This window comes from Sphingomicrobium astaxanthinifaciens, assembly GCF_022865105.1.
Taxonomy (GTDB): domain Bacteria; phylum Pseudomonadota; class Alphaproteobacteria; order Sphingomonadales; family Sphingomonadaceae; genus Sphingomicrobium; species Sphingomicrobium astaxanthinifaciens.
The window spans coordinates 563,718-583,536 of sequence record NZ_JAKNYM010000002.1; the positions used below are offsets into that span (position 1 = coordinate 563,718).

General features: G+C 68.9%; 24 protein-coding genes. 9 read left to right on the forward strand and 15 right to left on the reverse strand.

Going from position 1 to position 19,819, the window contains the following annotated elements; genetic code table 11:
* Positions 1 to 37: 37 nt before the first annotated feature.
* Positions 38 to 454, reverse strand: coding sequence for a DUF1330 domain-containing protein (locus tag L8951_RS06570; protein ID WP_244382196.1), 417 nt, complete (start codon positions 452 to 454; stop codon positions 38 to 40).
* Positions 455 to 674: 220 nt separating this feature from the next.
* Between L8951_RS06570 and ppk2 the strand changes: the two genes are divergently transcribed.
* Both ppk2 and L8951_RS06580 read left to right on the forward strand, forming a co-directional pair.
* Positions 675 to 1,451, forward strand: a complete 777-nt coding sequence (gene ppk2, locus L8951_RS06575; protein WP_244382197.1) for a polyphosphate kinase 2 — start codon at positions 675 to 677, stop codon at positions 1,449 to 1,451.
* Positions 1,451 to 1,750: a ribosomal protein L7/L12 gene (locus L8951_RS06580; protein ID WP_244382198.1), complete on the forward strand. Its 300-nt coding sequence runs from the start codon at positions 1,451 to 1,453 to the stop codon at positions 1,748 to 1,750. Before ppk2 ends, L8951_RS06580 begins: the two co-directional genes overlap by 1 nt.
* Here L8951_RS06580 and L8951_RS06585 read toward each other — a convergent pair.
* On the reverse strand, positions 1,747 to 1,893 hold the full coding sequence (locus tag L8951_RS06585; protein WP_244382199.1) for a hypothetical protein: 147 nt from the start codon (positions 1,891 to 1,893) through the stop codon (positions 1,747 to 1,749). The genes L8951_RS06580 and L8951_RS06585 overlap by 4 nt on opposite strands.
* A 201-nt stretch (positions 1,894 to 2,094) precedes the next feature.
* On the opposite strand from L8951_RS06585, the gene L8951_RS06590 reads away from it, so the two are divergent.
* Entirely contained in the window at positions 2,095 to 2,394 is a 300-nt protein-coding gene (locus L8951_RS06590; protein ID WP_244382200.1) for a hypothetical protein, read from the forward strand.
* Here the strand turns inward: L8951_RS06590 and L8951_RS06595 are convergent.
* Positions 2,391 to 2,960: a hypothetical protein gene (locus L8951_RS06595; protein WP_244382201.1), complete on the reverse strand. Its 570-nt coding sequence runs from the start codon at positions 2,958 to 2,960 to the stop codon at positions 2,391 to 2,393. The two genes, L8951_RS06590 and L8951_RS06595, sit on opposite strands and share 4 nt — an antisense overlap.
* 227 nt (positions 2,961 to 3,187) lie before the next feature.
* Between L8951_RS06595 and L8951_RS11525 the strand changes: the two genes are divergently transcribed.
* On the forward strand, positions 3,188 to 3,322 hold the full coding sequence (locus L8951_RS11525; protein WP_265535956.1) for a hypothetical protein: 135 nt from the start codon (positions 3,188 to 3,190) through the stop codon (positions 3,320 to 3,322).
* 99 nt (positions 3,323 to 3,421) lie between these two features.
* Here the strand turns inward: L8951_RS11525 and L8951_RS06600 are convergent, their stop codons facing one another.
* The 4 genes from L8951_RS06600 to L8951_RS06615 all read right to left on the reverse strand — a co-directional run bounded on the left by L8951_RS06600 (position 3,422) and on the right by L8951_RS06615 (position 7,177).
* A complete protein-coding gene (locus L8951_RS06600) occupies positions 3,422 to 3,787 on the reverse strand; it encodes a lysozyme inhibitor LprI family protein (RefSeq protein ID WP_244382202.1) in 366 nt (121 codons plus the stop codon).
* 299 nt (positions 3,788 to 4,086) lie between these two features.
* Entirely contained in the window at positions 4,087 to 5,127 is a 1,041-nt protein-coding gene (locus tag L8951_RS06605) for a ribonucleotide-diphosphate reductase subunit beta (RefSeq protein WP_244382203.1), read from the reverse strand.
* 3 nt (positions 5,128 to 5,130) lie between these two features.
* Positions 5,131 to 5,313, reverse strand: a complete 183-nt coding sequence (locus L8951_RS06610; protein WP_244382204.1) for a hypothetical protein — start codon at positions 5,311 to 5,313, stop codon at positions 5,131 to 5,133.
* A gap of 1 nt (position 5,314) precedes the next feature.
* Complete coding sequence (locus tag L8951_RS06615; protein ID WP_244382205.1) at positions 5,315 to 7,177, reverse strand: ribonucleoside-diphosphate reductase subunit alpha; 1,863 nt, start codon at positions 7,175 to 7,177, stop codon at positions 5,315 to 5,317.
* Positions 7,178 to 7,991: 814 nt separating this feature from the next.
* Between L8951_RS06615 and L8951_RS06620 the strand changes: the two genes are divergently transcribed.
* The gene (locus L8951_RS06620; protein ID WP_244382206.1) at positions 7,992 to 9,035 is read left to right on the forward strand and encodes a TerC family protein; all 1,044 of its coding nucleotides are present in this window, start codon (positions 7,992 to 7,994) and stop codon (positions 9,033 to 9,035) included.
* A gap of 97 nt (positions 9,036 to 9,132) precedes the next feature.
* Here the strand turns inward: L8951_RS06620 and L8951_RS06625 are convergent, their stop codons facing one another.
* The 4 genes from L8951_RS06625 to L8951_RS06640 form a co-directional block, all read right to left on the reverse strand.
* Positions 9,133 to 9,666, reverse strand: coding sequence for a DUF3617 domain-containing protein (locus L8951_RS06625; protein ID WP_244382207.1), 534 nt, complete (start codon positions 9,664 to 9,666; stop codon positions 9,133 to 9,135).
* Positions 9,667 to 9,702: 36 nt separating this feature from the next.
* A complete protein-coding gene (locus tag L8951_RS06630) occupies positions 9,703 to 10,260 on the reverse strand; it encodes a DUF3617 domain-containing protein (protein WP_244382208.1) in 558 nt (185 codons plus the stop codon).
* 76 nt (positions 10,261 to 10,336) lie between these two features.
* On the reverse strand, positions 10,337 to 10,675 hold the full coding sequence (locus tag L8951_RS06635; protein ID WP_244382209.1) for an HNH endonuclease: 339 nt from the start codon (positions 10,673 to 10,675) through the stop codon (positions 10,337 to 10,339).
* A gap of 4 nt (positions 10,676 to 10,679) precedes the next feature.
* On the reverse strand, positions 10,680 to 11,147 hold the full coding sequence (locus L8951_RS06640) for a DUF3617 domain-containing protein (protein ID WP_244382210.1): 468 nt from the start codon (positions 11,145 to 11,147) through the stop codon (positions 10,680 to 10,682).
* Positions 11,148 to 11,269: 122 nt separating this feature from the next.
* On the opposite strand from L8951_RS06640, the gene uvrB reads away from it, so the two are divergent.
* On the forward strand, positions 11,270 to 13,465 hold the full coding sequence (gene uvrB / locus L8951_RS06645) for an excinuclease ABC subunit UvrB (RefSeq protein WP_244382211.1): 2,196 nt from the start codon (positions 11,270 to 11,272) through the stop codon (positions 13,463 to 13,465).
* Positions 13,466 to 13,471: 6 nt separating this feature from the next.
* Here uvrB and L8951_RS06650 read toward each other — a convergent pair whose 3' ends face one another.
* The 3 genes from L8951_RS06650 to L8951_RS06660 all read right to left on the reverse strand — a co-directional run bounded on the left by L8951_RS06650 (position 13,472) and on the right by L8951_RS06660 (position 15,966).
* Positions 13,472 to 13,861, reverse strand: coding sequence for a DUF1761 domain-containing protein (locus tag L8951_RS06650; RefSeq protein WP_244382212.1), 390 nt, complete (start codon positions 13,859 to 13,861; stop codon positions 13,472 to 13,474).
* 25 nt (positions 13,862 to 13,886) lie between these two features.
* Positions 13,887 to 14,351, reverse strand: a complete 465-nt coding sequence (locus L8951_RS06655; RefSeq protein WP_244382213.1) for a hypothetical protein — start codon at positions 14,349 to 14,351, stop codon at positions 13,887 to 13,889.
* A 73-nt stretch (positions 14,352 to 14,424) separates the two neighbouring features.
* Positions 14,425 to 15,966 (reverse strand): DUF389 domain-containing protein, encoded by a 1,542-nt coding sequence (locus tag L8951_RS06660; RefSeq protein WP_244382214.1) that lies wholly within the window; start codon positions 15,964 to 15,966, stop codon positions 14,425 to 14,427.
* 95 nt (positions 15,967 to 16,061) lie between these two features.
* Here L8951_RS06660 and L8951_RS06665 point away from each other — a divergent pair, with 95 nt between their 5' ends.
* Positions 16,062 to 16,652 carry a hypothetical protein gene (locus L8951_RS06665; protein WP_244382215.1) on the forward strand — a complete coding sequence of 197 codons (591 nt, stop codon included), beginning with the start codon at positions 16,062 to 16,064 and terminating at the stop codon, positions 16,650 to 16,652.
* 95 nt (positions 16,653 to 16,747) lie between these two features.
* On the opposite strand, the gene L8951_RS06670 is transcribed toward L8951_RS06665, so the two are convergent.
* Entirely contained in the window at positions 16,748 to 18,652 is a 1,905-nt protein-coding gene (locus tag L8951_RS06670) for an autotransporter domain-containing protein (protein WP_244382216.1), read from the reverse strand.
* 221 nt (positions 18,653 to 18,873) lie between these two features.
* On the opposite strand from L8951_RS06670, the gene L8951_RS06675 reads away from it, so the two are divergent.
* Both L8951_RS06675 and L8951_RS06680 read left to right on the forward strand, forming a co-directional pair.
* A complete protein-coding gene (locus L8951_RS06675) occupies positions 18,874 to 19,461 on the forward strand; it encodes a glycoside hydrolase family 108 protein (RefSeq protein ID WP_244382217.1) in 588 nt (195 codons plus the stop codon).
* Positions 19,458 to 19,784 carry a hypothetical protein gene (locus L8951_RS06680; protein WP_244382218.1) on the forward strand — a complete coding sequence of 109 codons (327 nt, stop codon included), beginning with the start codon at positions 19,458 to 19,460 and terminating at the stop codon, positions 19,782 to 19,784. The genes L8951_RS06675 and L8951_RS06680 overlap by 4 nt, the downstream gene beginning before the upstream one ends.
* Positions 19,785 to 19,819: the final 35 nt, after the last annotated feature.

Genomic DNA, 19,819 nt, shown 5'->3' on the forward strand with positions numbered 1-19,819 from the left:
GGCAAATCGCGCGTTGCGTTCGCGCAACATCGGCGGCTCAATCCTTCTGCAGCGCGATCGGCACGCAGCGGATCAGCCGGCTGTCGGCGAGCGCGGCGGTGCGGTGGACGGTGGCGGCGCGATAGTCGGGATCGGCGATCATCGCGAGGAAGGCGCGCGCGTCGGGGTAGCGCGCGATGAACGCCATGTCCCACGCCTCGTCGGCGGGGCCGATCAGCGTGAGCGCGGGGGTCGCCGACCAGATGACGTCGAGCCCGAGCCGCCGCGTCACCGCGCCCGCCGCGTCGAGATAGCGGTGATAGGCCTCGGCCCCGGTGCAGGGCGCGGCGCCATGCCCCTCGGGGTAGCGCGCGGCGGCGCGGAACCGCAGTAGGTTGAGCATCTCGATCGGCGCGTCGGTCGGCAGGTCGCGAAAGGCGGCGAGCTGGTCCTCGCTCGGGTGGAGATGGGTCATGCGCGGCGGCTCCTGCCGGGGTGAAGGGGAAGGACCCCCATTGTCCACTTTGTCCACTTCGGGAACTTCGCGCCGGCGGCTCGCCGACGCCCCCGCGACCATGGCAGAGGCGCGCGGCGTAGGACAGGGGGTTGGGGAGGGGGTCGGGGACAGGGGCCTGCGGACGGGGGCTTGCGGACGGGGCTTGCGCGGGCGCGAGCGGGGGCGCAGGTTCGGGCACATGAAGGGCAAGGACTATCGCCGCGCGCTCGAGCCGCTCGAGCATGAACTGGCGCAGATGGCGCATTGGGCGCGCGCGACGGGGGAGCGGATCGTGGTCCTGTTCGAGGGGCGCGACACGGCGGGCAAGGGGGGCGTCATCCGCGCCATTTCGCAGCGGCTCAACCCGCGCCAGTGCCGGGTGGTGGCGCTGCCCAAGCCGAGCGAGCAGGAACGCAGCCAGTGGTATTTCCAGCGCTATGTCGCGCACCTGCCGAGCGCGGGCGAGATCGTGCTGTTCGACCGCAGCTGGTACAACCGCGCGGGGGTCGAGCGGGTGATGGGCTTTGCTAGCGAGGAGCAGGTGGCCGCCTTCCTCGACGCGGCGCCGCGGTTCGAGAAGATGCTGGTCGAGGACGGGATCCGATTGTTCAAATATTGGCTGTCGGCGAGCCAGGAGAAGCAGGAGGAGCGCTTTGCCGAGCGGCTCGCCGATCCGTTGAAGCGGTGGAAGCTGTCGCCGATCGACCTCGCCGCGCGCACCCGTTACGCCGACTATACAAGCGCGAGGGAGGCGATGTTCGCCAAGACGCACACGCCACACGCGCCGTGGACGGTGGTCGACTTCAACGACCAGCGGCGCGGGCGGCTGACGCTGATCCGCGACCTGCTCGACCGGCTTCCCGATACGCGGATCGAGGAAGAGGCAATCGACTGGCCCGCGCTCGGGCATCCGCCGCTCGGCGAGGACTTCGGGCTGCTCCACCCGATCGCGCACCGCGAGGGGGAGGAGGGCTGATGGACGGATGGTTCTGGATGATGGTGACCTTTGTCGTCGGCTACCTGCTCGGGCGCAACAGCATGGCGGGCAAGGCCGCGGCGGGCCCGACGGCGGCGGCGAAGGGTCGCCCGGTCGGCGAACTGTCGGCGCGCGGGCGCGCGGCGGTCGAGGCGGCGTTGCACCGCGGCCACAAGATCGAGGCGGTCAAGGCGGTGCGCGAGGAAACGGGGGCGGGGCTGAAGGAAGCCAAGGCGTTCGTCGACGCCTTTGCCGCCAAGCGCGCCGAGCGCCGCAAGGGCGACCCGATCGAGCGCTAGCGGCGGCGCGGCGCGGCGCGGGCGGCGGGATCGCGGCGGGGGTCGGCGCGGTCGTAGCGCGGCAGCAGCCCGGCCCATTCGACCAGCGCGAGCAGCGCGGGGCCGATGATCAGCACGACGAGCATGTAGGTGGCAATCGACATCGCTTCCCCCTGCGTTGTTCAACGCCGGGTTTAACGCGCGCGGTTTAACGCGGGGTAAACGGCACGATCGGGATCAAGGCCGGGGGTTAACCATGTCCCTTGTCGCGGGGCGGGTGAGCGCGGGGCGCACCAAGGCGGCTGAATCGGGCTTAACCCTGTCCGCCAAGGGGTCGTGAACCTTGCGGGTCAACCATCGCGGGCATGGCACGGCAGGATCGGATCGCGCCCGGCGAGGCGCTGTGGGACTGGATCGGCGCGCAGGCGCGCGACGAGGCGATCCGGCAATTGGAACGCGAGGGCTGGCGCGCCCCGCCGACCCCCGAGGAGCGCGGGTCGAGTGCGGGCTGGGCGGTGATCGCGCTGGTCGCGTTGGCGATGCTGGCGGGGCTGTGGTGGGGGTTTACCGGCGGGCGGCACGAGGGGCCGACCCGGCTGCAGGAATGGAATGAAATCCGATCCGGCAGTCCGGGCGGCCCGTCAAGCCACCCGTCTCGACCCTAGCCGAGGACGAGGCAGCCGATGAAGGTCACTCCGCATCCGCAGCAGCAGCTCTGCCCCTTGCTCGCCTGGCAATCGGCCTTGCACTTTTGTCGATCCGAATTGCACTTGAACGGCTTGGTCTCGTAATTGGGGCTCGAGGTGCCGCCCGAGGACAGCACCGCATAGAGCTGGTCGCCGGCACGTTCGGCGCGCGACAGCAGGCGATTCATCTCCATCGGGTCGTTGCCGTCATATCGGGCGACGGCCTCGACGGCTTCAATGGCGCGGCGCTGGGCGGTCATGGCGCGACTGTTGAGCGCCTCGCGCGCGGTGCGCTTGACCATCGCGATCTCCGCCTGCGGATTGGCGACTTGCAGGCGCTGGACGCGTTGCGGGGTGGCTTGTGCCTGGCCTCCAGCGATATTGGCGAGCACCCACCGCGCTTCCTCGCGTTGGGCGTTGATGCCGGTGGCATCGGTGACGCTGACCGAGCAGGTCTCGCTCGCGCTGTTGACGCTCGCAGCAGGCAGCGCCGGGGCGCCCCATAACGCCGCCAGCGCGGTCAGCAGGGTGACGAAGAATGTCATGGTTCAGCTCCCTCTGGGCAGTCGGCGCAAGCAGGCCCCCGCGGGTGAACGCCCCATCGGGGACTCGCACCGACGCACGGGCCCACTCCTTAACATAGATCAGCTCTTCCCGATACTGTAGAAGGCGGCATCAGCGGGCTTGGTGCGGCCCGGCGGAAGGGGAGAGATGGGGGGGCTGGCGCGCCCCGCCGCGCCCCGAGGCGCGTGGTTCGAGTGCGGGCTGGGCGGTGATCGCGATGGTCGCGCTGGCGATGCTGGCGGGGCTGTGGTGGGGGTTCACCGGCGGGCGGCACGAGGGGCCGACGCGGTTGCAGGAGTGGAATGAGCTAAGGGCCGCCGAGCGGAGCGGGAGCGGAACGTAAGCGAGCGAGCGCTAGGCGAAGAGACGGCGCGCCGCGGACGGCCTGCGGGCGTCTAGCGCGACTGGACCAACGGGGTCGGCCGCCCTGACCCCAGCTAAGCTACATTTTCCGCAACGTTGCTCGCTCGTTTTCGAGGCTTTCCAATTTTGACTTAGTAAGTTCAGCGGCCTTGAGCCAATAGACCATGGGCGCGATGGTCCCGCCTTCGTATTGGCCAGCCGCGAATGTCGCCTCGGCCTCCCGGTATGCTTGCCAACTATTTATCGCGATATCGAAGCACGCTTGGTCGTCGGCAGTGAGAAACTCGGACCATTGTCGGAGTTCGTTGTCGAAGTAAATTTCGAGCAACTCATAATTCTTCTTTGACTTTTCGTTCAAAGCCAACTGCGGCCAAATTGATGACTTCGTTGGTGGGTTTTCGGCAGCATCACGTTCGGACTCGGTCAATTCGTAGTCGAAGAACATCCACTCTTGTGGGGCCTTAAGACCAACGACGTGAACGTCGGTCTCCGAGGGTGAAAGCTCAAGCTTTTGCTGTTTGATGGACCCGTCGCGTCGAAGGAAATCCGTCCGAAGCCTCTGCATCTCGTCGAAACTCGGGCTTCGGCCGTGGAAGGCTTTGTAAACCTCAATCCAGTTTCGCACATTCTGGACAGTTTCTGACTCACGCTTCCCCTCAATATGACGTCGTAGAAAGTATCCTACGCCAGTCAAAAGCATGAGGGTTAGCGGAAGCGCCCAGCTCCACTCTATCCCTTGTGTCTCTACTTCGCCCCCGCGAACATATCCTCGCCTTCGTCCTCGGCATCGTCGGCCGCGCCGGCTTTCGCTTTCTGGCGGGTGTCGAAGTTGTCCCAGACGTCCTTCCAGTCGCCGCGCGTCGCGCCCTTCGAATATTCGGTGGCGCGGGTCTCGAAGAAGTTGGCGTGCTCGACGCCGTTGAGGAGCGGGGCGAGCCAGGGGAGCGGGTGTTCCTCGACCATGTAGATCGGCTTGAAGCCGAGCTGTCCCAGCCGCCAGTCGGCGATGTAGCGGATATACTTCTTGATGTCCTTGGCGGTCATGCCCTCGACCGGGCCCATCTCGAAGGCGAGGTCGATGAAGGCGTCCTCGAGCCGCACCACCTTCTGGCAGCAGTCGACGATGTCGTCCTTGACGCTCTGGGTGAGGCAGTCGCGTTCCTTCACGAATTCGTGGAACATGCGGATGATGCCCTCGCAGTGGAGGCTCTCGTCGCGCACCGACCAGCTGACGATCTGCCCCATGCCCTTCATCTTGTTGAAGCGCGGGAAGTTCATCAGCATGGCGAAGCTGGCGAACAGCTGGAGGCCTTCGGTGAAGGCGCCGAACATGGCCAGCGTTTTGGCGATGTCCTCGTCGGACTCGACCCCGAACTGGTTCATGTAGTCGTGCTTGTCGGCCATCTCCTTGTACTGGAGGAAGGCCGAATATTCGCTCTCGGGCATGCCGATGGTGTCGAGCAGGTGCGAATAGGCCGCGATGTGGATCGTCTCCATGTTGGAGAAGGCGGCGAGCATCATCTTCACTTCGGTCGGCTTGAACACGCGGCCGTATTTCTCGTGGTAGCAGTCCTGCACCTCGACGTCGGCCTGCGTGAAGAAGCGGAAGATCTGCGTGAGCAGGTTGCGCTCATGCTCGGTGAGCTTCTGCGCCCAGTCGCGGCAGTCCTCGCCCAGCGGCACTTCCTCGGGCATCCAGTGGACCTGCTGCTGGCGTTTCCAGAAGTCGTAGGCCCAAGGATATTCGAACGGCTTGTAGGTCTTGCGGGCTTCGAGGAGGGACATGGCTCAGGCTCCGGTGAAATGCATGTAGAGAGCGGCGGCCATGATGGCGAGGCCGGCCAGCGTCTCGACGATGACGATGATGGTCCGCTGCTGCGGGCCGAGGGCGGCGATGCGCGGGTAGATGAGGGCGGCGGAGGCCACCATCACCATCCCGGCGATCAGCATGACGAGGTGCAGCGTCTCCATCTTACTGGCACGCCAGACATTCGTCATAGTCGGTGCTGGGCAGCTCGTACTTGGCCGCCTCGGGAGTGTTGTCGGCCTCCACCCCGCCCGCGAACCCGGCGCGCTGCACCGACTTTGAACGCAGGTAATAGAGCGACTTGATGCCCAGCTCCCAGGCGCGGAAGTGGAGCATCAGCAGGTCCCACTTGTCGACGTCGGCGGGGATGAAGAGGTTGAGGCTCTGCGCCTGGTCGATCATCGGCGCGCGGTCGCCCGCCAGCTCGAGGAGCCAGCGCTGGTCGATCTCGAAGCTGGTCTTGAAGGTCGCCTTCTCGTCCTCGGTGAGGAAGTCGAGGTGCTGGACGCTGCCGCCCTTCTCGAGGATCGAATTCCACACCGCGTCGCTGTTCTTGGCCTTCTCGGTGAGCAGCTTCTCGAGGTGCGGGTTCTTGACCGACCAGCTGCCCGAGAGCGTCTTGTGGGTGTAGATGTTGGCGGGGATCGGCTCGATGCAGGCCGAGGTGCCGCCGCAGATGATCGAGATCGACGCGGTCGGCGCAATCGCCATCTTGCACGAGAAGCGCTCCATCGCGCCCATGTCGGCGGCATCGGGGCAGGGGCCGCGCTCCTTGGCGAGCATCATCGAGGCCTCGTCGACCTGGCCGCGGATATGCTTGAAGATCTTGTTGTTCCACGACTTCGCCATCGCGCCCTCGAAGGGCAGCCCGCGGGCCTGGAGGAAGCTGTGGAAGCCCATCACCCCGAGCCCGACCGAGCGCTCGCGCTCGGCGCTGTACTTGGCGCGCGCCATCTCGTCGGGGGCGCGGGCGATATAGTCCGACAGGACATTGTCGAGGAAGCGCATGACGTCCTCGATGAAGCGGTGATTGCCCGACCATTCGTCCCACGTCTCGAGGTTGAGGCTGGACAGGCAGCAGACCGCGGTGCGGTCGGCGCCCAGATGGTCGCGCCCGGTCGGCAGCGTGATCTCGCTGCACAGGTTGGAGGTCGAGACCTTGAGCCCGAGGTCGCGGTGATGCTTGGGCATGTTGCGGTTCACCGTGTCCGAGAACACGATATAGGGCTCGCCGGTGGCCAGCCGCGTCTCGACCAGCTTCTGGAACAGCGAGCGCGCGTTGACCTTGCCGCGCGCCGACCCGTCGCGGGGCGACTTGAGCTCGAACTCGGCGCCGTCGCGCACCGCTTCCATGAACTCGTCGGTGAGCAGCACACCGTGGTGCAGGTTGAGCGCCTTGCGGTTGAAGTCGCCGCTCGGCTTGCGGATCTCGAGGAACTCCTCGATCTCGGGGTGCGAGATGTCGAGGTAGCAGGCGGCCGACCCGCGCCGCAGCGAGCCCTGGCTGATCGCCAGCGTGAGGCTGTCCATCACCCGCACGAAGGGGATGATGCCGCTGGTCTTGCCGTTGAGGCCGACGGGTTCGCCGATCCCGCGGACCGCGCCCCAATAGGTGCCGATGCCGCCGCCCTTGGAGGCGAGCCAGACATTCTCGTTCCAGGTGCCGACGATGCCGTCGAGGCTGTCATCGACGCTGTTGAGATAGCAGCTGATCGGCAGCCCGCGCCCGGTGCCGCCGTTCGACAGCACGGGGGTGGCGGGCATGAACCACAGGTTGGAGATGGCATCGTAGAGACGCTGCGCGTGCTTCTGGTCGTCGGCATAGGCGGCGGCGACGCGCGCGAACAGGTCCTGGTAGCTCTCGCCCGGCAGGAGGTAGCGATCCCGCAACGTTTCCTTGCCGAACTCGGTCAGCTTGGCATCGCGCGAGGGATCGGTTTCGATCGGGAAGCGGCGCTCGTGGACCTTCTTCGAATCGGAGACGACAATGTCGTCGGCGGTCACGTCGCTGCTCGATGCGAGGTCCATGTTGCTCTCCCTAGCCCCCTGATCACATCGCCCGACTCGGCGGGGTCGATGTTCCTGTTTCGTTCATATCGGTTCCAACCCCCTGTTGGAAGCCGTTCGTCGGATTTGGAGAGTCATCGCAACGACTTATCCCCACCATCCCCGCTACCCACAGCTCGCCCCATGCCAGAAATAGGGATTCCTGGCCCCAATCGCTAGATGTTGCGGGGCGAACCGATGGTCAACACAAGGGATAGTGTCTTGGGCGGAGGCTTAACGCAAGAGTCATTTTTCGCTCGACCCCCCGATTGAAGCCGAATTGAACGGCAAAGCCCCGAGCTTCCGGGGTTTTTTGACGATCAAAAAATCTGTGGATGATCGTGTCCCGAAACGACCCGCTCACCGGTCGCGCCGGGGCGGCCCGGGATCGCCCCCGCGCGGCGCCCCGGAGCCCCCCGTCACGCGGCGCCGGCGTCGCTCGGATCACCCCCGGCCCGCCGCGCTGAACTTTCTCGCCGCCGCGGCATTATTGGCGGTGCGGACCGGGCCCCTCTGGCGCGTCCCCCGAGCCGCCCGGCGACGGGCGCGCGGGCGCGTGATGTCGGACCGTATCGGAAGGAACAGCTCCGATGCGCCGGGACGGGCCCCTGCTTTCCCACCCGCGGCGCGACCGGGCGCATCGGCTGGCCGTTTCCTTGCGATCATGCTCGTCGCTCGAGGGAGAAGCTGATGACGGCCACCGTGTGTGCCCCCCGGACCGGGGGGCTGACAGGACCAGGGGGCGAGCGCGCGGCGCGGCGCGCCCCCGCGCCGCCGCGCGGCGGGGAGGGCGAGGGTGGCTGACCTGCTCGCGACCGACTGGCTGGGCACCCCGCTGTGGTTCTGGGGCGCCTTCCTTGCCATCGTGGTTTTCCTCACCGCCTTCGACCTCGGGGTCCTCCACCGCGACGACCGCGAGCTGGGGATCGGCGAGAGCCTCAAGCTGAGCGCCTTCTATATCGGGGTGGCGCTGCTGTTCGGGCTCTGGGTCTGGGCCGAGCGCGGGGCGACCGCGGGGATCGAATATTATACCGGCTTCTTCATCGAGAAGGCGCTGAGCATCGACAATATCTTTGTGATCAGCCTGATCTTCTCCTATTTCGCGATCCCGGCGAAATACCAGTATCGCGCGCTGCTGTGGGGGATCATGGCGGTGATCGTGCTGCGCGGGCTGATGATCGCGGGAGGCGCGGCGCTGCTGGCGGAAGCCTATTGGGTGATTTACCTGTTCGCCGCCTTCCTCATCGTCACCGGGGTGAAGATGTTCTTCGCGGGCGATGCGCCGCCCGACATCGCGAACAACCCGCTGGTGCGCTGGATCGCGCGCCACCTCGCGGTGACCCCCGAACTGCACGGCCCGCAGTTCTTCACGCGCGTCGAGGATCCCGCGACGGGCCGCCGCGTGCGCGCGGCCACCCCGCTGTTCCTCGCGCTGGTGGTGATCAACATCGCCGACCTCGTGTTCGCGCTGGACAGCGTGCCGGCGATCTTCGCGATCACCACCGACACCTTCATCGTCTACACCTCGAACATCTTCGCGATCCTCGGGCTGCGCGCGCTCTATTTCGCGCTCGCCGCGATGATCCACCGCTTCCACTATCTCAAATATGCGCTGGCCGCCGTGCTGGTCTTCATCGGCGCCAAGATCTTCGTCGCCGACCTTGCCATTGATGGGGGCAAGTTCCCCGCGTGGATCAGCCTCGCGGTCACCTTCGGGCTGATCGCCGCGGGCGTCCTCTATTCGCTGTGGCGCACCCGGGGGCAGCCCGAGGCCGGGTGGCCCGCGACCCCCGATGCCGGGGCGAGCCCGGCCCCGCCGACCGGCGAGGAGAAGCGATGAGGCGCCGGAACGCGGCGGGTGGGTCGGATGGAAAAAAGGGGCGGCGCCTCGGCCGAGGTGCCGCCCCTTGCTGTCGTGTCGCCGCGGCGCGGCGGGCCTATTGCGCGACCTCGGCCTCGAGGTCGGCCTCGGCTTCGGCCTCGGTGCAGTCGCCGGTGCGGCGCCCCGAGAGCGTGCGGGTCATCGCATAGTCGCCCTCACCCGAGAAATAGGTGACCGTCTGGACGGTGCCGTCGACCCCGTCCTCGGTGAATTCGGCATCGACCTGGAGGCGGATCTGCCCGCTCTGGCCCTCGCGCTGGCAGACCAGCGCCTGGCGGATCTTGCCGCGCCGGACATAGGGGTTCTCGATCACGCAATCATCGCCTTCCTCGCCGAAGGCGGCCGCGGGCAGCAGCCCGTCCTCGCCGACGCAGACGTTGGCGGTGGTGGTCGAGCCGAGTTCGGCCGAGGTGACGGGATCGGCCTCGTCGGTCGAATCGAGCGACGTCACCTCGCTGGTGATCTCGAAATTGCCGGGCAGCAGCGTGTCGACCGGTGCGACCGCCTCTTCCTCGGCGGCGCTGTCACCACTGCCGCAGGCAGCCAGCGCGAGCGCCAGTGCGCTGGTGGCGAGAATGCGTGTCTTCATGCTTGTCCCCTCCTCTTGGATAATCGCGAGCGCCGCTCAGGCGGCGCCGTCCTCGCAGTCGCCGACCCGTTCGGCGCTGACCTTCATCGTCATGTGCATCCCGCCCTCGTCGGGCGAGGAGGCGCGCATGGTCAGATCGTAGCTCTCGGCCCCGTAGGTGCCGCTCATTTCCATCACCTGCCGGACCCCGTCCATGTTGCAGGTCATCTGCGCGTCGATGCGGCCGTCCTTGAGCGCGAAACGGTCGTAGGCGCAGTCATTGTCCTCGCCCGCGAAGAAGCGCTCGTCGGGCTGTTCGACGTCCTCGGGGGTCAGGCAGGTCGAATAGGTGCGATTGCCCATCATGTCCTGCATCATCGCCGCCATGTCCTCGGTCATGCCGGGCAGCTGGACGTCCTCGATCAGGATCCGGCTCTGCCACTCGCCCGCGCTCATGAAGCTGCCCGCGGCCATGGCGTCGCCAAGCTGGGCCTCGACCTCCTCGGCGCTGATCTTGCCGTCGCCATCGGTGTCGCGGACCTCGCCGTCTTGCGCGCTCGAGCAGGCGCCGAGGCCGAGGCCGAGCGCGAGGGTGAAGGCGGCAACAGGACGCATGGTCGTCTCCCCGGTGATTGGGAAGGCAGCTTGGAGGGGGGCGCGGCGCTTGGCAAGGGGCAAGGCCGCGCCGCGGCTAGCGGCGGCGCCCGGCGGGGCGGCGGGTCGGCGCGTGGAAGTCGGGCGGCTTGGTCGCGATCCAGCCGAGAAAGGCGGCGAGCGCGGGGTGCGCGCGCAGCGCCTCGGCATCATCGCCGATCGCGGCAAGCGTCTTGTTGTCGAGCCCGGCATGGAGCGCGCGGTGGCAGATCGGGTGGACCGGGCGGGTGGTGCGCCCACCGCGCGAGCGCGGGACCGGGTGATGGCGCTCGACCCGCCGCCCGAGCGCGCGGTCGCAGAGCCAGCAGCGGCCGGTATCGGGGCCGGTGTCGGGGCCGGCGTCGGGATCGGGGTCGGGGGGCGCGCGGCGCGGCACGGGCCTAGCCGGGGCAGGGGCCGCGGCGGCTGCCGACGTGGCGGGTGGTGACCGCGACGGTGCCGAGCGCGCCCGCCAGCCGCATCCGGTTGGTCGCGCTGAAGCGGTCGCCCGAATGGCGCCCCGCAAGGTCGAGCGTCATGCTGCCGCGCGCCGAGGTGCAGCGCCCGCGCACGCGCATCGCCCCGTTGGCGAAATCGCGCTCGGTGAAGGTGCAGGTCGCGTCGCGCTCGACCAGCAGCCGCTCGAACGCGGCGGCCTCGTCGGCGCCGAGGCAGCGCTCGTAGGTCTCGACCCGCCCCTCGACCATGCGGCGAACGAGCGGCGGCACCCGTTCGCTGTCGATCGACACCACGCGCGCCTCGACCGACCACAGCCCGGGCGCGGGCGCGGGCGCGGGCGCGGCGGCGGGCGCGGCGGCGGCGAGCGGCGCGGCGAGCAGGAGCGGGAGGGACAGGAGCGGCAGGCGCATGGGCGAACCTTTGCTGGGACGGGGCCGGGACGAGAAACCGGGACGGACAGAGGGCGCCCCCGACTAAGCCGCAAAGCGCGCGGTTGTGCAACCATCGGCGCGGCCCCACATTGGCCCCAACGATGGCTATCCAGATCCGCACCACGCTCGAGGAGCCCGAGACGGGCGAGAGCTTCGTCCCGCATCGCCCCGCGCGTCCCGACAAGGCCGAGGGCGGGCGCCGCTTCGTGCTCAAGTCCGACTACGAGCCCGCGGGCGACCAGCCGACCGCGATCGCCGAGCTGGTCGAGGGGGTGCGCGAGCAGGGCGAGAACAGCCAGGTGCTGCTCGGCGTCACCGGGTCGGGCAAGACCTTCACCATGGCCAAGGTGATCGAGACGCTGCAGCGCCCCGCGCTCATCCTCGCGCCCAACAAGATCCTCGCGGCGCAGCTCTACGGCGAGTTCAAGAGCTTCTTTCCCGACAATGCGGTCGAATATTTCGTCAGCTATTACGACTATTACCAGCCCGAGGCCTATGTGCCGCGCACCGACACCTATATCGAGAAGGAAAGCTCGGTGAACGAGGCGATCGACCGGATGCGACACAGCGCCACCCGGTCGCTGCTCGAGCGCGACGACGTGATCATCGTCGCCAGCGTGAGCTGTCTCTACGGCATCGGCTCGGTCGAGACCTATTCGGCGATGACGTTCAGCCTGAAGAAGGATGACCAGGTCGACCAGCGCGAGATCATCCGCAAGCTGGTGGCGCTCCAGTACAAGCGCAACGACAGCAATTTCACGCGCGGCTCGTTCCGCGTGCGCGGCGACAACCTCGAGATCTTCCCCAGCCACTATGAGGACATGGCGTGGCGGGTGAGTTTCTTCGGCGACGACATCGAGGAAATCCTCGAGTTCGACCCGCTCACCGGCAAGCCGGGGGCCAAGCTGGATCGGGTGAAGATCTACGCGAACAGCCACTATGTGACGCCGGGGCCGACGCTCGAGCAGGCGCGGCACGCGATCAAGCACGAGCTCGAGGAGCGGTTGAAGGAGCTGGTCGCCGAGGGCAAGCTGCTCGAGGCGCAGCGGCTCGAACAGCGGACCAATTTCGACCTCGAGATGATCGCCGCCACCGGCAGCTGCGCAGGCATCGAGAATTACAGCCGCTTCCTTACCGGACGGTTGCCGGGCGAGCCGCCGCCCACCTTGTTCGAATACCTGCCCGACAATGCGCTCTTGTTCGTCGATGAAAGCCACCAGACGGTGCCGCAGATCGGCGCGATGGCGCGGGGCGACCATCGCCGCAAGATCACGCTCGCCGAGCATGGCTTCCGGCTGCCGAGCTGTATCGACAACCGCCCGCTGCGCTTCAACGAGTGGGACGCGATGCGCCCGCAGTCGGTGTTCGTCTCGGCCACCCCGGGGCCGTGGGAGATGGAGGAGACGGGGGGCGTCTTCTCCGAGCAGGTGATCCGCCCCACCGGGCTGATCGACCCGCCGGTCGACATCCGCCCGGTCGAGGACCAGGTCGACGACCTCGTCAACGAGGCCCGCAAGGTCGCGGCGGCGGGCTATCGCACGCTGGTCACCACGCTGACCAAGCGGATGGCCGAGGACCTGACCGAATATATGCACGAGCAGGGCCTGAAGGTGCGCTACATGCACTCGGACGTCGAGACGTTGGAGCGCATCGAGCTGATCCGCGACCTGCGCGTGGGGGTCTATGACGTGCTGGTGGGGATCAACCTGCTGCGCGAGGGGCTCGACATTCCCGAATGCGGGCTGGTCGCGATCCTCGATGCCGACAAGGAGGGCTTCCTCCGCTCGGAGACCAGCCTCATCCAGACGATCGGGCGCGCGGCGCGCAACGTCGATGGCCGCGTCATCCTCTACGCCGACCGGGTGACGGGGTCGATGGAGCGCGCGCTCAACGAGACCCAGCGCCGCCGCGAGAAGCAGCTCGCCTACAACGCGGAGCATGGCATCACCCCGCAGTCGACCAAGCGTGCGGTCGAGGACCTGTTGAAGGACGTCAAGGACGCGGTCGCGGGCGGCGCCGCGCACCCGAGCCCCGAGGCGCCCCCGCTCGCGGGGCACAATCTGCGCGCCTATATTGGCGAGTTGGAAGAGAAGATGCGCAAGGCCGCCGCCGACCTCGAGTTCGAGGAAGCGGCGCGGCTGCGCGACGAGATCCGCAAGCTCGAGGAGGACGAACTCGGCATCCCCGAGGCCGAGCGCGCCGCCCCCAAGGTGGGCTATTCGAACGCCGGGCGGCCGGGGACGCGCAAGACCCGCTTCGGCAAGACGCGCGCGAAACGGATGGGCGGGCGGCCCTAGCGGCGGCTAGCCGATCGCCCCGAGGATCGCGCCGAACAGGGTGAATTGCGCGGCGTGATAGCCGCCGTTGATGAGCCACAGCCCGAGCGGGCGACGCTCGAACAGGTAGGACACGCCGAAGCTGCCCGCGACCCAGAACAGCCCCGCGACCAGCCCGTAGGTGGCACCGGTGACGATATCGACCTCGCCGAGGAACATCGAGAAGGTCGCCGCGGCGAGCAGGTTTAGGACGAAGGCGAGCGAGTAGATCATCGCCATGTTGGCCGAGGCCATGGTCTCCTCGGTGATGCCGACGAGCGCCATCCATTTCCTGCCGAACAGCGGGCCGTACCACAGCCCGCCGAGGACAAAGGCGGACACCGCCGCCACGACAATCGCGATCCAGTTGAATTCCATCGGGTCCCTCCTTCCGGCCGCGCGATCAGCGCAGCACGCCCTTGCGAACCATCGTCACGCTGTACCAGACGAGCAGCAGGGTCACCGCGAAGATGACCGCGGTGAACACCGCATAGCCCGCGCTGCCCATGCTCTCGGGCACCGGATTGACGACGAAGCTGTAGATCGAGGAGCCGACCAGCCCGACGAGCGAGACGATGAAGGCATGGACCGCCCAGCGCTTGCGCAGCAGCAGCAGGACCGAACCCGCGACCGCCCCCCAGACGCCGAGCGCCCAGAAGAATTCCATCCACGCCGGGAAGCCGTAGAAATAGTCGAGCTGGTCGGGGGTGAACTGCCCCATATAGGCATCGTTGCGCGTCTGCGTCATGAGATAGTCGTAGGCGCCGAAGGCGTTCCAAAGCAGGCTGACGACGCCGACCACCCAGAGGTGCCAGGGCGCCGCCGGCGCGGCCGCGGTGGCGTTGGAGGTGACGATCTTCTCGGTCATGGTGCTTCCCCCTGCACGAGGGCGCCGTGTCCGGTGCCCGACATCCGCAACCTGACGCAAGCCGACGCCGTGGTCAATCGCCCGCCGCGACCCCCGCCGTGCGCGGCGGCGGGGCGCCCTGCCAGGACAGGCGCAGCGCGTCGCTCGCGCCCGGATCGGGGCGCGTCTCTAGGGCGATGCCGTCGAGCGCGTCGGCCAGCGCCGCGAGCGCCTCGGGCGGCCCGCTCGCCACTAGCCCGAGACCGAGCCGCCGCGCCGCCCAGCGCGCCTCGGCGAGCGCGGCGGGGTCGAGCCCGCCCTCCGCGTCGAGCGCGATCGGGGCCAGCGGCAGCAGCGGGGGGACGAGTTCGACCGACCAGCCGGGGGCGCTCGCGGCCATGCGGCGCTCGAACCCCCGATAGGCGTCGTAGCCCGCCCCGCCGATGGCCTGCGCGCGCGCTTGAACACGGCGCTTGTCGCGGTCGACCAGCACCTCCTCGGGGGACACGCCGGCGACGATCGACAGCGTCTGGCTGAGCGCGTCGACCTGCCGCTGGACCGCGGCGGCGGCCTCGCGCCCGCGCGCCGCGGCGAGCGCGGCCTGCTCGGCGGCCTCGCCCCCCACCTCGACCTGGAACTGCTCGATGGTCACGCTGACGGGGCGGGCGAGCGTGTCGGCGAGCGCGGCCTCGGCGCGGCGTTCGGCCTGCCCGCGAAGGTCGGGGGTGAGCACCACCGCCGAGACGGCGAGCGGCTCGGCGTCCCAGTCGATCGACAGCGCGTCGATCTTGGCCCGCGCGTCGAATTCGCGCGCGAGCGCCTGGTTGATCGAGCGGGTGGCCTGCGCCTCGAAGGCGATGTCGCGCAGGCTGAGCGTGAGCGGGACCGCGAGCAGCAGCAGCGCGCCGACGATGACCAGCGACTGCACCCAGCCGCGCTTCTTCGAAAGCGTGGTGCGAAACCCGTAGAAGCGCGCCATCGCGGCGGCGGCGGCGGCGATGGTGACGAGGTTGGTGATGAACAGCATCAGCGCCCCCCCGAAGACGCTGCGGTCGAGGGTCGCCAGCCCGAAGCCGACCACCGCGAGCGGGGGCATCAAGGCGACCGCGATGGCGACCCCGACGATCGTGCCCGCGCGGCCCTTGATCATGGCATAGGCGCCGGCCAGCGCCGAGAAGAGCGCGACGAACAGGTCGAGCAGCGTGGGGCGCGTGCGCGCCGCGATCTCGCTGGTGATCTGCTGGATCGGGCTGAGCCACGAGAGCAGCGCGGCGAAGAGGACCGCGGCGACCACCCCGAGGAACAGCGCGCGCGCGCACTCCCGCATCCAGCGCACGTCCCAGATGGCGAGCGCGAACCCCGCGCCGAGGATCGGCCCCATCAGCGGTGACAGCAGCATCGCGCCGATCACCACCGCAGGCGAGGACAGGATCAGCCCGAGCACCGCGATCCCCGCCGACATCGCGGTCATGAAGACATAGCGCGCGTCGGGGGTCGCCTCCTCGCGCAGCCGCGTGATCGCCGCCTCGTGGTCGACGTCGCGCACGAAGTGGCGCCGCCACTGGCGGCGCACGAGCGCGAGAATCTTGAGCTTGTCGCTGATTTCGATCGGCGCGCGCGCGGCTTGGTCGGTCATGGGTCGCATTGGTGACCGATCGGGGGGCAAAGGCCAAGAGGCTTCTCGCACCCGCGGCCCTTGGCGAAGCGGGCGCGCGGCCCTAGGTAGGTGGGATGAACAAGATCCCGCTGCTGCTTGCCCCGCCCGTCTTCCTCCTCGCCTGCGCGCGCACCGAGCCGGTGAGCGAGGAGGAACTGTCCGATGTCGTGGTCGAGACCCCCGCGCTGGCCGACCCCGAGGTCGCCGACGACGGCCCCGACGCGCTGCCCGCCAACGCGATGCAATGGCGGGTCGAGGACGACACCGCGCTGCTCGCGGTCGATCCGGCGAGCCCGCTCCTGTCGATCGCCTGCGGCGAGGATGACAATGGCATCGTGCTGACCCGCTACGGGGTCGAGGGGTCGGGCAGCGCGGGCACGCTGACGATCGTCGGCAACGGCGCCTCGGCGCGGGTTCCGGTGGTCGCCGCCGAGGCCGCCGAGGAAGGCGAGTTCCACTGGACCGCGACGCTGGCGCGCGGCGAACTGGCGAGCAACATCCGCACCGCCTTCGCCGAGGACGAACCGGTCAACATCACCGCCACGAGCGTTGACCCGATCGTGGTCGCGGCGAACCCCGAGCTGCGCGGGCTCCTTGCTCGCTGCGTGGGCGGCGAGATCGGCGACGCCCCGCTGCTGGCGGAGGAGGCCCCGGCGGCCGAATAGGCGCGCCTTCCCTCGCGGGCGAAAGGAAAAGGGGCGGCGGGTCCGATGACCCGCCGCCCCTCTTTGTTGTCGTCGTGGCGAGGTACCGGGGGGGCTTAGAGCCCGACCCCGAGCCCGACCATGACGCTGGCATCGTTGCCGCTATCCTTCCACAGCGCGAAGGACATCGCCGCGTTGAGGTCGACCCCGGGGGCGAGCATCGCGGTGAAGCCGCTGGTGAAGCGGCCGTACATCCCGTCGTCGATCTCGGCGGTGGTCCAGCGGTTGACGATGTCGGGGCTGGTCGCCTGCGCGAAGCGATAGGTGCGCTGGTCGGCGTCGAGCTCCTGCTCGGCGACGAGCGCGGCATAGGGACGGATCTGGATGCCATAGCCCTCGAAGTCGCCGCGCATCTCGAGCCCGGCCTGCCCGCGCAGGCTCGACAGCGAGACCTCGGCGACGCTGAGCATCAGCGCGGGGTCGCCGCTCTCGTCATAGCCGTCGACGTCGAGGCTGACATGGTCGAGCGCGATCACCGGCCCGATCCGCGCGCCGAGCATGTTGGCAAGATAGCCGATCTTGCCGCCGGCGATGAAATGGTCGCCGTCGAACTCGGCGGTCATCGGCAGGCTCTCGAGCACGCCCGCGCGGGTGAGGTCGAAATCGTCGCGGCCGAGCCCGGCATAGGCCTGCGCGAACAGCGGGCCGAGCGCGTAGGCGCCGTAGACCGCGCCGGTCAGGCTGGTCGCCTCGACCGCCGCCGAACCGCGGAAGAACTCGCCCTCGGGCATGGCATAGCGGCCGGCGAGGCCGAGCATGCCGTTGCCAAAGCCATATTCGAACCCGGCGGTGACGCCCGCGCCGTTCATCGCGAGCTCGTCGGTGGTCGCGTTCATCGCCTTGGTGCGGGTCCATCCGTCGCCCTGGACGAACAGCTTGAACCCTTCGGCATAGTCGCCGTCGCGCGGCGCGGTGCCGGCGATGCGATTGCCGACGATGCGGCCCATCTGGTGCGCGTTCTCGAGCGCGACATCGGAGGGGGCATCGAGCGTGAGCGGCGCCTGCAGCTGGGTCGCGACATAGCGCGCGATCACCGCCGAGCCCGCGGCGGTGAGGTGCACCCCGTCGCCGTAGAAGACGAACTGGTTGGCGACGCTGTTGTCGAGCGCGCAGACCAGCGAGCTGAGATCGCCGCCCGCGGCCGCCGCGGTATCGAAGATCGGGCAGGTGGTGCCGGTGAAGCCGAATTCGGCGAGGTTGGCCTCGATCACGCCCGCGACGGTGTCGAGGTCGAGATAGTGGACCATGATGCCCTGCGCGGCATAGTTGGCGAGCACCGGGCGGGTCGCGGCGTCGTAGACGTCGTTGTAGGCTTGGCGGATCTGCCCGGCCTGCGCGGCGGGGGGATAGAGCGCGGTCTCGGGCAGGTTGGCGGTGTTGCCGTTGATCCAGCTGATCGTGCGCGCGCCCGCGCCGACCACCGCGTCGAGCGCGGCGGTCGCGCCGGCGGCGCTGTTGAGCGCCTCGGCCTGGAGGTCGGCGATGTCGGCGGCGCCGGTGGCGACGTCGAGCTGGAAGTCGCGCGCGTCATTGCCGCCGATGTTGAAGGTCACGAGGTCGCCCTCGCCCAGCGTGCCCGACACGCTAGGGAAGACGTCGGGGCCGACGCCGATATAGCCGCCCGAGAGGAAGCTGGCGATCTGGTAGTCGAGCCCGGGCAGGAAGTCGTTGGTGTTGCCGCCATTGGCCTTGGCGCCGCCGACCGCGAAGATCTCGTCGCTGGCGCCGAGCAGGTTGGCGAGCACCTCGGTATAGGCGGGGCCGTTGGAGAAGCGACCCGAGGTGTAGACCACGGTGCCGCGCGGATCGACGCCGCCCAGCTCGAAGGCATTGCCGTCATCGGCATAGCTGTCACCGAAGGCGACGACGCGGTCGATGCGCTGGGCGCTGGCGGCCTGCGGCAGCACGGTGGCAGCGGCCGCCGCCATGGCGGTCGCGGTCAGCAAGCGGGTCTTGATCATCTCTATTCTCTCCTGACGGGGGCGGGACGGCGCCCCGGAAACCTTTTGCGGCGGCGATTCTTGGACAGCGCCCGAGCGAACACAAGCGCGACGGCCGCGCCGCGTGCGCTTCTTCGCGCCATTGTGGCGGGTAGGACACGGCGCCGCCGACGATCGGTTAAAACGCTGTCCTACAGCGAACCGGAATGGTTATATGGGGCGACTCGACCAAGGAGACCGCGATGCGCCCCGACGACTTTTCCAGCCCCGAGCAGCGGGTCGATTTCCTCGACCGGCTGGTCGACCGCCTGATCGACCGCGAGGGCGGTTATGTCGACCATGCCGACGACGCCGGCGGGGCGACCCGCTTCGGCATCACCGAGCGGGTGGCGCGGGCGCACGGCTATGACGGCCCGATGGCGCTGCTGCCGCGCGCCGAGGCGCGCGCCATCTATCGCCGGCTCTACTGGCTGCGCCCGCGCTTCGACGAGGTCGCGCAGGTCGCGCCCGGGGTGGCGGCCGAACTGTTCGATACGGGCGCCAACATGGGGCCCGCGGTCGCCGCGACCTTCCTGCAGCGCGCGCTGACCGCGCTCAACCGGCAGGGGCGCGACTATCCCGACCTCGTCCCCGACGGGCGGATCGGCCCGCGCACGCTGGCCGCGCTGCGCGCCTTCCTCGAGGTGCGCGGGGACGAGGGCGAGACGGTGCTGCTGCGCGCGCTCGAGGCGCTGCAGGGCGAGCGCTACCTGCGGCTCGCCGAGAAGCGGCCCGCCAACGAGAGCTTCCTCTACGGCTGGCTCGCCAACCGGCTCGGCGACCGCGCATGAGGCTGCCCCGCTGGAGCGCGCGCGACTGGCGCGCGATGCTCGCGCTCGTCGCGACGGTGGCGGGGGCCGCGGTCCTGACCGGCTTGTCGATGTGGCTCGTCGCGACCATCGCCGCGAGCGGGGCGGGCGACCGGGCGCTCGCGCTGCCCGCGCTCAAGGCGCTGGCGCGCTCGAACTACGGGCTGCTGGTGATCATCGGGACGGTGCTGCTCAGCCTCGGGCTGGCGATCAACCGCCGCAGCGTGAAGGCGCGCGCGTTCGGCGCCGAGTTCGAGGCCGACGGGGGCGCGCGGCATCCCGACGAGCGGCGCGCCGATGGTTGAGCGGTGGCGCGTGCTGTCGCGACGGGGGCGCGCCG

Coding starts and splice junctions, on each gene's coding strand:
- L8951_RS06570 (WP_244382196.1), bottom strand. CDS start 454: ATGACCCATCTCCACCCGAGCGAGGACCAGCTCGCCGCCTTTCGCGAC.
- ppk2 (WP_244382197.1), top strand. CDS start 675: ATGAAGGGCAAGGACTATCGCCGCGCGCTCGAGCCGCTCGAGCATGAA.
- L8951_RS06580 (WP_244382198.1), top strand. CDS start 1,451: ATGGACGGATGGTTCTGGATGATGGTGACCTTTGTCGTCGGCTACCTG.
- L8951_RS06585 (WP_244382199.1), bottom strand. CDS start 1,893: ATGTCGATTGCCACCTACATGCTCGTCGTGCTGATCATCGGCCCCGCG.
- L8951_RS06590 (WP_244382200.1), top strand. CDS start 2,095: ATGGCACGGCAGGATCGGATCGCGCCCGGCGAGGCGCTGTGGGACTGG.
- L8951_RS06595 (WP_244382201.1), bottom strand. CDS start 2,960: ATGACATTCTTCGTCACCCTGCTGACCGCGCTGGCGGCGTTATGGGGC.
- L8951_RS06600 (WP_244382202.1), bottom strand. CDS start 3,787: ATGTTCTTCGACTACGAATTGACCGAGTCCGAACGTGATGCTGCCGAA.
- L8951_RS06605 (WP_244382203.1), bottom strand. CDS start 5,127: ATGTCCCTCCTCGAAGCCCGCAAGACCTACAAGCCGTTCGAATATCCT.
- L8951_RS06610 (WP_244382204.1), bottom strand. CDS start 5,313: ATGGAGACGCTGCACCTCGTCATGCTGATCGCCGGGATGGTGATGGTG.
- L8951_RS06615 (WP_244382205.1), bottom strand. CDS start 7,177: ATGGACCTCGCATCGAGCAGCGACGTGACCGCCGACGACATTGTCGTC.
- L8951_RS06625 (WP_244382207.1), bottom strand. CDS start 9,666: ATGAAGACACGCATTCTCGCCACCAGCGCACTGGCGCTCGCGCTGGCT.
- L8951_RS06630 (WP_244382208.1), bottom strand. CDS start 10,260: ATGCGTCCTGTTGCCGCCTTCACCCTCGCGCTCGGCCTCGGCCTCGGC.
- L8951_RS06640 (WP_244382210.1), bottom strand. CDS start 11,147: ATGCGCCTGCCGCTCCTGTCCCTCCCGCTCCTGCTCGCCGCGCCGCTC.
- uvrB (WP_244382211.1), top strand. CDS start 11,270: ATGGCTATCCAGATCCGCACCACGCTCGAGGAGCCCGAGACGGGCGAG.
- L8951_RS06650 (WP_244382212.1), bottom strand. CDS start 13,861: ATGGAATTCAACTGGATCGCGATTGTCGTGGCGGCGGTGTCCGCCTTT.
- L8951_RS06655 (WP_244382213.1), bottom strand. CDS start 14,351: ATGACCGAGAAGATCGTCACCTCCAACGCCACCGCGGCCGCGCCGGCG.
- L8951_RS06660 (WP_244382214.1), bottom strand. CDS start 15,966: ATGACCGACCAAGCCGCGCGCGCGCCGATCGAAATCAGCGACAAGCTC.
- L8951_RS06665 (WP_244382215.1), top strand. CDS start 16,062: ATGAACAAGATCCCGCTGCTGCTTGCCCCGCCCGTCTTCCTCCTCGCC.
- L8951_RS06670 (WP_244382216.1), bottom strand. CDS start 18,652: ATGATCAAGACCCGCTTGCTGACCGCGACCGCCATGGCGGCGGCCGCT.
- L8951_RS06675 (WP_244382217.1), top strand. CDS start 18,874: ATGCGCCCCGACGACTTTTCCAGCCCCGAGCAGCGGGTCGATTTCCTC.
- L8951_RS06680 (WP_244382218.1), top strand. CDS start 19,458: ATGAGGCTGCCCCGCTGGAGCGCGCGCGACTGGCGCGCGATGCTCGCG.